This is a genomic window from Pelistega ratti, from assembly GCF_009833965.1.
GTDB classification, from domain to species: domain Bacteria; phylum Pseudomonadota; class Gammaproteobacteria; order Burkholderiales; family Burkholderiaceae_B; genus Taylorella; species Taylorella ratti.
Genome location: NZ_CP047165.1, coordinates 83,800 through 97,493 on the forward strand (window position 1 = coordinate 83,800; position 13,694 = coordinate 97,493).

Here is a 13,694-nt window from a genome sequence, read left to right on the forward strand (position 1 = left end):
ATTATTAAATTTAATTCAAAAATAAGGATTAACTTATTGATAAAAAAGGCTATATTTATACTGATAAAAATTATTAATCATAAAAATTGAAAAAAAATATTAAAATTCGTTGTAATTTAGTATAAAAATGTATAAAAAATATTCTAAATAATGGTATGATGCGTTGAAAATTTTACTTAATAGTAAAGGTATATTTTTTAGTAAGTCTATTTAAGAAGCTAAGTAGTTGAAAATTATTTATGAATGACTTAAATGAATAATTTTATCGCTAAAGATAGATTTAAAATGTAACAAATTATTTGAATTTTTTAGTTGTTATAGTTCTTTTTTTATAGGAACTATTTTCAATATAAGGCTGAAGGGATTTTTATGAATAAGGTTTTTAGAGTAATTTTTAACAGAACAACTGAAAGTTGGGTAGTTGTATCTGAATTAGTAAAAGGGTATAGTAAATCATCATCTAACAACACCGTTGAAATAGCAGAAGGAAAAGAAAGCAAAGGTCAATCTTTTACTAGAGGTATTAAAACTATTGCTATATCGTCAGTGATTATGATGGTAATTATGCCTAATGCATTTGCTGTTACTGCTGGAGGTGAAGCAATTAAATGGGCTACAGGGCAAGGTACAGCAATTGCTGGTGGTGATGCTAACGGAGATAGTAATGCGATAGCGATCGGACGGGCAAATGATAAGGTGACATCGGATCATAGTGCTAAAGCTCATGCTCCCGGTGCAATAGCTATCGGCACAAAATCTAATGTCGGTGGTGGTGCAAATTCCGGTGTTGCATTGGGTTATGATACCAGCGTTACTGGTGGTATTCGTTCTGTGGCTATTGGTGCAGGTTCTCGTGCTAATGGTACAACAGCAACTGTTTTGGGTGGAAATGCGAAAGCAGATGGTAAAGGTGCTTTATCCTTAGGTGCTAATACAACAGCAACAGGTGAAGGGGCAACCGCAGTAGGAACGTTATCTAATGCTACAGCTGCATGGAGTACTGCTATTGGTTACAATACAACAGCTAGTCAAAGCTCAACAGCTATTGGTCAAAATGCAAAAGCGATGGCTTCTAGTACTGGAGAGCCATCAATAGCCATTGGGTTTAGTTCAAATGCATCTGGTGCGAATACCATTGCTATTGGTACAAATGCAGCAGTGACCGGTGGCGGTGGTGGTGTTGCATTGGGTAACAAAGCTAAGGTCACTGGCGGAAATCATGGTACAGCACTAGGTTCAGAAGCTTTGGCTGCTGCAGTTGGTACAACGGCAGTTGGATTTAATGCTAAAGCAGAACATCGGTACTCTGTGGCACTAGGTAGAGAATCTGTTACATCAAATGTTCATACAACTAATGCAACAACCTATACTTATAAAGATGCATCAGGTGCTGATAAAACCGTTAATTTCGCAGGAAGAGCAAATAGCGATTATGGTGTTGTTTCTGTCGGTGCTTCAGGCAAGGAACGCCAAATTATTAATGTTGCGGCAGGTTCATTAACACCGACATCAACAGATGCGGTAAATGGTAGCCAACTCCATGCCGTGATGACAAATTCCGGTTTTAATATTCAACAAAACAGTGTTTCAAAATCTCGAATCAATAATAACGGCGTGGTGAATTTTGTTGATGGCGATTATACAAAATCTGCAGTTAATGGTTCATCTGTAAAAGTGAATGTGGTAACGCAAGATATTTCTACGAATGCAAATGGTGTAACGAGTGCTTCAGGAACGGCAGGTTTAACGACTGCTAAAACAGTATCGGATGCGATTAATAATGCATTTGCTAATTCTAGCTTCTTAATTAAAGCTAATGGAGATAATGGATCAAAGGTAAAAAGGAATGATTCTATTAATATCGTACAAGGTACGAATATTAATGTAACCCGTAATGGTACGGATATTACGATTAAAACTGTTGACAATCCGAAATTTAAACAAGTTGAAGTAACTGAAAAATTAAATGTAGGGGCAGGCGGTTCATTAACAGTTTCCGGTACTTCAAACTTACGTGGCAATGTTCTACTCGGTGGAGAAGGAAAGAATATTACTTTCCAAGGAGGCTCTAATGTAGATATGGGAAATAATAAGATCCATAGTGTGGCAGATGGTACTGCCCTTACAGATGCAGTGAATAAAAAACAGCTTGATGCAGTAAACAGAGTTGCCAATACTGCCAATAATACAGCGAACACAGCTAAAACTACTGCTGATATGGCTAAAACTACCGCAGATACAGCCAAGACTACGGCTGATACTGCTAGCGCAACAGCCAATAGTGCTAATACTACGGCAAATACGGCTAAGGATATTGCTAGTACTGCTAATACAACAGCTAATACGGCTAAAGATATTGCTAATACTGCCAATACAACAGCCAATACGGCTAAGGATATTGCTAGTACTGCTAATACAACAGCTAATACGGCTAAAGATATTGCTAATACTGCCAATACAATAGCCAATACGGCTAAGGATATTGCTAATACTGCCAATACAACAGCTAATACGGCTAAGGATATTGCTAATACTGCCAATACAACAGCCAATACGGCTAAGGATATTGCTAGTACTGCTAATACAACAGCTAATACGGCTAAAGATATTGCTAATACTGCCAATACAACAGCCAATAATGCCAACAATACTGCCAATACGGCGTTGAATAAAGTCAATCAAGGTTGGAACATTACAACAGATAAGACTGAAGGCGGTAATGTAGGGGGTAGTAACTCGACCAACGTTCAAATGGGTGATACGGTAAAAGTTATTGCAGGGAAAAATCTTAATATCACACAAAGTGGTAAAGACATTACATTGTCTGTTAATGATTCACCGAGTTTTACCAGCCTTACAACAAGCAATGGCGCAACCATTGGCAGTGATTTAACAGTCAATGGTAGCACAACAGTTAAAGATCTAACAGCAAGTGGAAATACTTCACTAAAGAATGTAACTTTAGGAGCAAATTCAACCTTTAATGCTGGTGGTAATCGTTTAACTAATTTGAGTAATGCAACAGAGGGTAATGATGCGACAACATTAAGCCAAGTTGAAAGTTTAATCAAAGAGGCAACAACCAATGCAAGTAATATTAATACCACTAATTTGTCAGCAAGTAATGGCACAATTACCAACTTAACTTCAAGCAATGGTACAATTACTAACCTAACTTCAACTAACGGTACGATCACTAATCTGAACTCAGACAAGATTGAGGCAAATGACGGTACATTTAATAAAACCCTAGTGTCTAAAGGAGAAACAACCCTATCGGGTAATACAACTATTGGTGGAGAAAATAAAACATTCAATATTGCCAATGGTACAACCGTTAATATGGGTAATAATGTTGTTTCTGGTGTAGCAAATGGTACAGCTGCAACAGATGCTGTAAACAAACAACAATTAGATGCGGTAGCAAATAACCCATTAAAATTTGTAGGTAACTTAGGGGATACAAGTCGTAAACTTGGTGAAACCCTAAATATCTCAGGAGCAGCAACGACAAGTGGAGATTACAGCTCCAAAAATGTGAAAACTAATGTAACAGAAGGCAAAGTTGAAATCCAAATTGCTGAAAAACCTGAGTTTGAAACCATTTCAACCACAGGTGATGCCACAATTGGCGGTAATTCAACCGTGAAAGGCAATTCAACGGTGAAAGGTGATGCGACCTTTGAGAAAGATACACTGACTAAAGGTAATGCTACGGTCAAAGGGAATTCAACCGTTGAGGGTACAACAACTACCAAAGATTTAACTGTCACCAATAATGCCAATATTGCAAAAGACTTAACGGTGAATGGTAATTCAACTGTTGATGGTAATAGCACGGTGAAAGGTGATGCGACTTTTGAGAAAGATACACTGACTAAAGGCAATGCTACGGTCAAAGGGAATTCAACCGTTGAGGGTACAACAACTACCAAAGATCTAACCGTCACCAATAATGCCAATATTGCAAAAGACTTAACGGTGAATGGTAATTCAACTGTTGATGGTAATAGCACGGTGAAAGGTGATGCGACCTTTGAGAAAGATACACTGACTAAAGGCAATGCTACGGTCAAAGGGAACTCAACCGTTGAGGGAACAACAACTACCAAAGATCTAACCGTCACCAATAATGCCAATATCGCTAAAGACTTAACGGTGAATGGTAATTCAACCGTTAAGGGTGATGCAACCTTTGAGAAAGATACGTTGACTAAAGGCAATGCCACTTTCGAAAAAGATACCATCACAAAAGGGAATGCGACAATCGGTGGTGATTTAGGGGTCAATGGTACAACGACTACCAAAGATTTAACCGTCACTAATAATGCCAATATTGCAAAAGATTTAACGGTAAACGGTAATTCAACGGTGAAAGGTGATGCAACTTTTGAAAAAGATACCTTAACCAAAGGCAATGCTACGGTTAAAGGGAACTCAACCGTTGAGGGCACAAGCACCACCAAAGATTTAACCGTCACCAATAATGCCAATATCGCTAAAGACTTAACGGTGAATGGTAATTCAACTGTTGATGGTAATAGCACGGTGAAAGGTGATGCGACCTTTGAGAAAGATACACTGACTAAAGGTAATGCTACGGTCAAAGGGAATTCAACCGTTGAGGGTACAACAACTACCAAAGATTTAACTGTCACCAATAATGCCAATATTGCAAAAGATTTAACGGTGAATGGTAATTCAACGGTGAAAGGTGATGCAACTTTTGAAAAAGATACACTGACTAAAGGTAATGCTACGGTCAAAGGGAACTCAATCGTTGAGGGAACAACAACTACCAAAGATCTAACCGTCACCAATAATGCCAATATTGCAAAAGACTTAACGGTAAACGGTAATTCAACGGTGAAAGGTGATGCGACCTTTGAAAAAGATACGCTGACTAAAGGTAATGCCACTTTCGAAAAAGATACCATCACAAAAGGGAATGCGACAATCGGTGGTGATTTAGGGGTCAATGGTACAACGACTACCAAAGATTTAACCGTCACCAATAATGCCAATATCGCAAAAGACTTAACGGTAAACGGTAATTCAACGGTGAAAGGTGATGCAACTTTTGAAAAAGATACCTTAACCAAAGGCAATGCTACAGTTAAAGGTAACTCAACCGTTGAGGGAACAACGACTACCAAAGATTTAACCGTCACTAATAATGCCAATATTGCAAAAGATTTAACGGTAAACGGTAATTCAACGGTGAAAGGTGATGCAACTTTTGAAAAAGATACCTTAACCAAAGGCAATGCTACGGTTAAAGGGAACTCAACCGTTGAGGGCACAAGCACCACCAAAGATTTAACCGTCACCAATAATGCCAATATCGCTAAAGACTTAACGGTGAATGGTAATTCAACTGTTGATGGTAATAGCACGGTGAAAGGTGATGCGACCTTTGAGAAAGATACACTGACTAAAGGTAATGCTACGGTCAAAGGGAATTCAACCGTTGAGGGAACAACAACTACCAAAGATCTAACCGTCACCAATAATGCAACTATTAATAATTTAACCGCTGAAAAAGGTACGTTCAATAATCAACTTACCTCTACGGGTGAAACCGTATTATCAGGGAATACAACCATAGGTGGTAAGGATAAAACCTTTACAGTCAGTAACGGTACAAAAGTTGATATGGGTAGTAATGTTATTAGTAATATCAGCGATGGAAAAGTAGAGAAAGATAGTAAAGATGCAGTAACAGGCGGTCAGCTTTACACAACAATCCAAAGTTTCAGTAATCTTACCGATAAAGGGATGAATTTTACGGGAAATAATGGTGAAATTATCAATCGTAAATTAGGTGATACTCTCACAGTTCAAGGTAGTTTAGCGGCTGGGAAAGAGGCGGATAGTAGCAATATTCGTACAGTTGCTAATGCAGTGACTGGAGTAATAGAAATTCTAATGGCGAAAGATCCAACTTTCCGTAATTTAACTGCTACAGGTAATACTACAATTGGTGGTGATTTAGGTGTAAATGGTACAACTACCACTAAAGATCTAACCGTGACCAACAATGCGACGATTGAAAAAGATTTAGCAGTTAAAGGTAATTCAACCTTTGAAAAAGATACCTTAACTAAGGGCAATGCGACCGTTGAAGGCGATAACCTCGTTAAAGGAAATGCGACTTTTGAGAAAGACACCCTAACCAAAGGCAATGCGACTTTCGAAAAAGATACCATCACGAAAGGGAACGCGACAATCGGTGGTGATTTAGGGGTCAATGGTACAATGACCACCAAAGACTTAACGGTGACGAATAATGCTACGATTGAAAAAGATCTAGCCGTAAATGGTAATTCAACTGTTAAAGGTAACTCAACAGTCGAAGGCGATAGCACCGTGAAAGGCAATGCGACCTTTGAGAAAGACACCCTAACGAAAGGTAATGCCACTTTTGAAAAAGATACCATCACGAAAGGAAACGCCACAATCGGTGGTGATTTAGGGGTCAATGGTACAACGACCACCAAAGACTTAATGGTGACTAATAACGCGACCATTGCGAAAGATTTAGCCGTAAATGGTAATTCAACTGTTAAAGGTAACTCAACAGTCGAAGGCGATAGCACCGTGAAAGGCAATGCGACCTTTGAGAAAGACACCCTAACGAAAGGTAATGCCACTTTTGAGAAAGATACCATCACAAAAGGGAACGCGACAATTGGTGGTGACTTAGGAGTCAATGGTACAACGACCACCAAAGACTTAACGGTGACTAATAACGCGACCATTGCGAAAGATTTAGCCGTAAATGGTAATTCAACTGTTAAAGGTAACTCAACAGTCGAAGGCGATAGCACCGTGAAAGGTAATGCGACCTTTGAGAAAGATACTTTAACCAAAGGTAATGCCACCGTTGAGGGTAATCACCTTGTCAAAGGTAACTCAACAGTCGAAGGTGATAGTCTTGTGAAAGGCAATGCGACCTTTGAGAAAGATACCTTAACCAAAGGCAATGCGACCTTTGAAAAAGACACCTTAACCAAAGGCAATGCCACCGTTGAGGGTAACCACCTTGTCAAAGGTAACTCAACAGTCGAAGGTGATAGCACCGTGAAAGGTAATGCGACTTTTGAGAAAGATACCCTAACGAAAGGCAATGCCACCGTTGAGGGTAACCACCTTGTCAAAGGTAACTCAACAGTTGAAGGGGATAGTCTTGTGAAAGGCAATGCGACTTTTGAGAAAGACACCTTAACCAAAGGGAATGCCACCGTTGAGGGTAACCATCTTGTCAAAGGTAATGCTACTGTTGAGGGTGATAGCCTTGTGAAAGGTAATGCGACTTTTGAAAAAGACACCTTAACCAAAGGCAATGCCACCGTTGAGGGTAACCATCTTGTCAAAGGTAACTCTACCGTTGAGGGTGATAGCCTTGTAAAAGGCAATGCGACCTTTGAGAAAGACACCTTAACCAAGGGTAATGCGACTTTCGAAAAAGATACCCTAACCAAAGGCAATGCTACCGTTGAAGGTAACCATCTTGTCAAAGGTAACTCAACAGTTGAAGGGGATAGTCTTGTAAAAGGTAATGCAATCTTTGAGAAAGACACCTTAACCAAAGGTAATGCCACCGTTGAGGGCAATCACCTTGTCAAAGGTAACTCAACAGTCGAAGGGGATAGTCTTGTGAAAGGCAATGCGACTTTTGAGAAAGACACCTTAACCAAAGGCAATGCCACCGTTGAGGGTAACCACCTTGTCAAAGGTAACTCAACAGTTGAAGGGGATAGTCTTGTGAAAGGCAATGCGACTTTTGAAAAAGACACCTTAACGAAAGGTAATGCTACCGTTGAGGGTAACCACCTTGTCAAAGGTAACTCTACCGTTGAAGGGGATAGTCTTGTGAAAGGCAATGCGACTTTTGAGAAAGACACCTTAACCAAAGGTAATGCCACCGTTGAGGGTAACCACCTTGTCAAAGGTAACTCAACAGTCGAAGGCGATAGCACCGTGAAAGGTAATGCGACCTTTGAAAAAGATACCTTAACTAAAGGTAATGCCACCGTTGAGGGTAACCACCTTGTCAAAGGTAACTCAACAGTCGAAGGCGATAGCACCGTGAAAGGTAATGCGACCTTTGAGAAAGATACCCTAACGAAAGGCAATGCCACCGTTGAGGGTAACCACCTTGTCAAAGGTAATTCTACTGTTGAGGGTGATAGTCTTGTGAAAGGCAATACGACTTTTGAAAAAAACACCTTAACCAAAGGCAATGCCACCGTTGAGGGTAACCATCTTGTCAAAGGTAATTCTACTGTTGAGGGTGATAGTCTTGTGAAAGGCAATACGACTTTTGAAAAAAACACCTTAACCAAAGGCAATGCCACCGTTGAGGGTAACCATCTTGTCAAAGGTAACTCAACAGTTGAAGGGGATAGTCTTGTGAAAGGCAATGCGACTTTTGAGAAAGATACCCTAACCAAAGGTAATGCTACCGTTGAAGGTAACCACCTTGTCAAAGGTAACTCAACAGTCGAAGGTGATAGTCTTGTGAAAGGCAATGCAACCTTTGAGAAAGATACCCTAACGAAAGGTAATGCCACCGTTGAAGGTAACCATCTTGTCAAAGGTAACTCAACAGTCGAAGGTGATAGCACAGTCAAAGGTAATGCCTCTTTTGAAAAAGATATTTCTGTGGCAGGTACAATAACGACTAAAGATTTAACGGTTACTAACAATGCAACTGTTAATAATCTTGCAGCAACAAATGGTTCTATTACTAACCTTAACTCAACCAATGCTAATATCACGCATTTAGCTGCGGCAGAAGCAACGCTTGGTAAGGTAAAAATTGATCATATGCTTGTCTTAGGTGATAATGCAACGATTGATTTAGGTAAGTCTGATATTGAAGGACAATTCAATATCTACGGTAATACCGAGAAGAAAAAACTGGGTGATGCTATTAATCAGCTACAAACAACGGGCCCAATTGTTTATACGCAAAATAATCAAGTTGTTCAGAAGCAGACGAATGAAGTGTCACTCAATGGGGCAGGTGGTACAGGTACACCAGTACGCCTAAGTAATGTTGCTAATCCAGTTAAAGATACGGATGCGGTTAATTTAGGTTATCTCAAATCTAATATTAATCAAGTCAATAACCGTATCAGTGATGTGGATCGCCGCTTACGAGGTGGTATTGCTTCTGCTACCGCAATTGGATTGTTACCCCAACCTAGTCGTCCGGGAGAAAGTATGCTGAGTGTTGGTGGTAGTACTTATCGAGGTACTTCTGCTGTTGCAGTTGGTTACTCTAAGATGTCGGATAACGGTAATATTGTTATTAAAGTAAGTGGTAGTGCCAATACGACAGGAGATTATATCGGTGGTGCAGCTGTGGGTTGGAAATTCTAACCTTATGTAAAACACCTGTATAAAACCAAAAATCGCCAATTATTTCTTTGTAAATGATTGGCGATTTTTTTTGTGGAAAATTAAAATAACAGCGTAATAGAGCTAAGGTAAGATTTATAAAATACTATATTTCAGTATAAAAAAAGTATATACCTAAAGTAAAATAATATCGTACATCTCTTGTGTATAGGTATTATCAACTTCTAGGCTAATAGGTTTCCCTATAAAATCATCTAACATAGCTAGAAAATTACTTTCTTCATCTAAGAATAAATCAATTACTGCTGGCGATAAAATTAAACGAAACTCTTTAGGGTTAAACTGTTTTGCTTCACGAAGAATTTCACGCATAATAGTATATGCAATCGTTTTAGCGGTGCGAATATAACCACGGCTATCACATGTTGGGCAGGGTTCAGTTAGCAAGGTTGCTAGGGAATCCCGCATTCGTTTTCGCGTCATTTCTACTAGACCAAGTGCAGAGAAACCATTAATTGTTGTGCGTGTTCTATCTTTAGATAAGGCTTTTTTGAGTTCGTCCAATACAGCGGTTTGATGATCAGCATTATCCATATCGATAAAGTCGATAATAATAATTCCTCCCAAATTGCGTAATCTAAGCTGTCGGGCAATTTCAATACTTGCTTCTAAATTAGTTTTAAAAATCGTATCATTAAAATTACGCCAACCAATAAAGCCCCCTGTATTAACATCAATACTTGTCAATGCTTCTGTTTGATCAATGACTAAATAACCCCCTGATTTAAGATTAACACGGCGAGAAAGGGCAGTATTAATCTCATCTTCAATATTTGAAATATCAAATAATGGTTTACTGCCGCTATAGTATTTTGCTTTATCAACAATTTCAGGCGTATAAATAGTTGACCATTTGGTAAGGTGCTGAAATGCAATACGAGAATCAACCTCAACAGATAGTGTTTCTGGTTCAACCATATCACGCATCACTCGTTCAAGTAAATTAAGATCTTGATAAATCAGGCAAGGGGCTGCCTGTGTTTGGAGGCTTTTTTGAATATCTTTCCACCGTAGATTAAGATAGTGTATATCTCGAAGGATTTCTTCGTCATTTGCTTGTTCTGCTTGCGTGCGGATAATGTAGCCACCTTTTTCATCTGGGTGCATCAACTGCATCACTTTTTCTTTGAGACGATCTCGCTCGGTCTCTGATTCAATTTTTTGTGAAACACCAATATGGCTATCAAAGGGAATATACACAAGCATTCGCCCAGCAATACTGATTTGATTCGATAGCCTAGCTCCCTTATTATTGATAGCATCTTTGATGACTTGTACCATAATGGTTTGTCCTTCAAATAGTATTTTTTCTATTTGTTGTTGAGGTAAACCATTATTCCGAGCAATTCTATTTTCTCGTAAATCAGCGATATGAATAAAAGCGGCTTTTTCTAGTCCAATATCAATAAAAGCACTTTGCATACCGGGCAATACACGAACAACTTTACCTAAGTAAACATTACCTACCTTACCTCTTTGGTTGGATCGCTCAATATGGACTTCTTGTAGTGTACCTTGCTCCATAATGGCAACCCGTGTTTCAAAAGGGGTAACATTTACTAAAATTTGTTCGCTCATCATCGTTGTCTTATGTATAAAAAGAGGGGATTAAGTTTACAGTAAAACTATACTTATTATATATAGAGTGGGGGCTTTAGGGTAAAATAATCCGATTAATAATGGCTTATCTGCCTGAAAATAGGCAAATAAATTGTCAGATAAATCCCTAGTGGATAAAATACTTATTCATTATAGAATAAATAGTATGTATTATTTATAGCGAAATTGATTATCATTTAGGAAAAAACATAGTGAGTGATTCTAAAGAAACAACGTATATCTCAAACGTTATTCGACAACGTATCAAAGAGGCAGGTAAACGTTTTAATGCCAATGACAATATTGCAGAATTTATTAAACCGGGTGAATTAACATTACTACAAGAAGAAGTCGAGCAAAAATTTACAGACGTATTACAAAGCCTAGTGATTGATACGGAAACAGACCACAATACTAGAGAAACCGCTAAACGCGTGGCAAAGATGTATATTCAAGAGGTGTTTTCAGGGCGATATACTGAAATGCCGGATGTGACAGAATTTCCGAATATTGAGAAGCTCAATGAATTAATCATTGTTGGGCCTATTACCATACGCAGTGCGTGTTCGCACCATTTTTGTCCAATTATGGGAAAATGTTGGATAGGTATTATGCCGAATGAAAAATCTAATCTCATTGGCTTATCTAAATATGCACGATTAGCGAGTTGGGTGATGCAGCGTCCGCAAATACAAGAAGAGGCGGTTATTCAATTATCTGATTTATTAGTTAAAAAAATGCAACCTGATGGTTTAGCAGTGGTGATGAAAGCCGATCACTTTTGCATGCACTGGCGAGGGGTCAAGGATTTAGACTCTAAAATGATTAATAGTGTGATGCGAGGCTCTTTCCTAAAAAACTCAGATTTACGAAAAGAGTTTTTATCATTAATTAATCATGCGGCATAGTGTGATAAGTAAATAGTAGTAGAGGAAAGGAAGTTAATCATTCACTTCCTTTTTTATAATTAAGAGAGTATCGTATTTTTTATACCTAATACAGTCAATGTTTAAGGGTAATAGCAACAACCAAGTATAGTGTTTACTTCAAGATTATAGAGAATAAAGTGTGCCTTGTCACTATTTGTAATAAGCACTTAATCTTTTTAGTAAATTATTATTTTAAATTTCTATTAATTAACAAATATTTACGTTGCGTTATTTTGATACGACATAATCGTTATAAATCATACTTTACCTATTGATAAATGTTTAGGTTTGGCTATAATCCACCTTTATTTAAAGGAATAACCGTATGAAAAAAACACTTTTGGCACTTTCTATTGGCGTATTATTAAGTACACCGGTTTTTGCGAAAACGGGTGATACTGTTGATATCAGTGAGCCTTTTGTGGGAACTGTATTAGTTGATGGATTAGAAAGTCCTTGGGAAATGTTATGGGGTGCAGATAATCAAATCTGGATTACCGAAAGACAAGGTAAAAATATTGTTCAAATTGATCCAGAAACAGGGAAACGTACTGTACTCTGGCATAATGATGTGATTTTTTCTGCTCCACCACACCAAGGCTTATTAGGGTTGACTTTTGCCCCTGATTTTTTATCAGGTAAAGGTGAAAACCACTTGTTTACTGCTTATACCTATGAACAAGAGGGTAAAAAGTTTGCTCGAATTGTACGCTTAACGTATGATGCCAACACCAAACAATTAGGTCATGAGCAAATTATTTTAGATAAAATTCCTGCAAGTGATGACCACAATTCAGGTCGTTTACGCTTAGGCCCAGATAATAAGTTGTATTATACAATTGGTGATCAGGGACATAATCAAGGTAAACATATTGATAAACCTATCCAATCACAAGAGCTACCTACGGCAGATCAAGTAAAAAATCATGATTATGCCTTATATGTGGGTAAAATTTTACGTTTAAATCAAGATGGTTCTATTCCTACTGATAACCCTGAACTCAATGGGGTTAAAAGTCATGTATGGGCATATGGTTTCCGTAACTCTCAAGGTTTAGCATTTGTGGGAGATACTTTATTTTCTGTGGAGCATGGCCCTTCTTCCGATGATGAATTAAATCGTATCGAGAAAGGCGGTAACTATGGCTGGCCAAATGTTGCTGGTTATAAAGATAATGCTGGTTATGTCTATGCGGATTGGTCTAAAGCCAGTACAGCATTGCAAAAACAATTTAATCCTAATGTCATTCCTGCTGGTGTACCAGTACAACAAGAGAGTGAATTTACGGCAGATAATCTTAAAGATCCACAAAAAACTTTCTTTACAGTCTCAAGTAGCCATAATTACACAGATGCTAATTGTGGTGAGTTAAGTTACTTATGCTGGCCAACAATTGCACCATCAAATGTGATTTACTATCCTAAAGATGGTAAAATCACGGAATGGCGTAACTCTTTATTGATTACTACCTTAAAAAATGGGGCAATTTATCGTGTTCCTTTAGATGCGAGTGGAACACAAGTACAAGGTGATTTTAGTAAACACTTTAAAACAAATAACCGCTATCGTAATGCTGTTATCGGTAAAGACACAGGCAAAATTTATGTGGCTACAGATGCAGTAGGTAATGGTATTAGTAAAGAAGGTAAGCCAAATACAGAGATGGCTAATAAAGGTGCTATTATCGTATTTGACTACCAAGGTAAATAATTTGATGGGGCGGGTAATCCGCCCTT

The 13,694-nt window shown here is 38.3% G+C and carries 4 protein-coding genes; 3 read left to right on the plus strand and 1 reads right to left on the minus strand.

Annotation, left to right across the window (positions count from 1 at the left end):
* Positions 1-369 precede the first annotated feature (369 nt).
* A complete protein-coding gene (locus F9B76_RS00300) occupies positions 370-9,390 on the plus strand; it encodes a YadA-like family protein (protein ID WP_159990290.1) in 9,021 nt (3,006 codons plus the stop codon).
* Between the two features lie 153 nt (positions 9,391-9,543).
* Here F9B76_RS00300 and rng read toward each other — a convergent pair whose 3' ends face one another.
* The gene (gene rng, locus F9B76_RS00305; RefSeq protein WP_159992018.1) at positions 9,544-11,007 is read right to left on the minus strand and encodes a ribonuclease G; all 1,464 of its coding nucleotides are present in this window, start codon (positions 11,005-11,007) and stop codon (positions 9,544-9,546) included.
* 233 nt (positions 11,008-11,240) lie between these two features.
* Between rng and folE the strand changes: the two genes are divergently transcribed.
* Both folE and F9B76_RS00315 read left to right on the plus strand, forming a co-directional pair.
* Complete coding sequence (gene folE / locus F9B76_RS00310) at positions 11,241-11,936, plus strand: GTP cyclohydrolase I (protein WP_159990291.1); 696 nt, start codon at positions 11,241-11,243, stop codon at positions 11,934-11,936.
* A 346-nt stretch (positions 11,937-12,282) separates the two neighbouring features.
* Positions 12,283-13,668, plus strand: coding sequence for a glucose/sorbosone family PQQ-dependent dehydrogenase (locus F9B76_RS00315; protein ID WP_159990292.1), 1,386 nt, complete (start codon positions 12,283-12,285; stop codon positions 13,666-13,668).
* Positions 13,669-13,694 lie beyond the last annotated feature (26 nt).

Coding starts and splice junctions, on each gene's coding strand:
- F9B76_RS00300 (WP_159990290.1), top strand. CDS start 370: ATGAATAAGGTTTTTAGAGTAATTTTTAACAGAACAACTGAAAGTTGG.
- rng (WP_159992018.1), bottom strand. CDS start 11,007: ATGAGCGAACAAATTTTAGTAAATGTTACCCCTTTTGAAACACGGGTT.
- F9B76_RS00315 (WP_159990292.1), top strand. CDS start 12,283: ATGAAAAAAACACTTTTGGCACTTTCTATTGGCGTATTATTAAGTACA.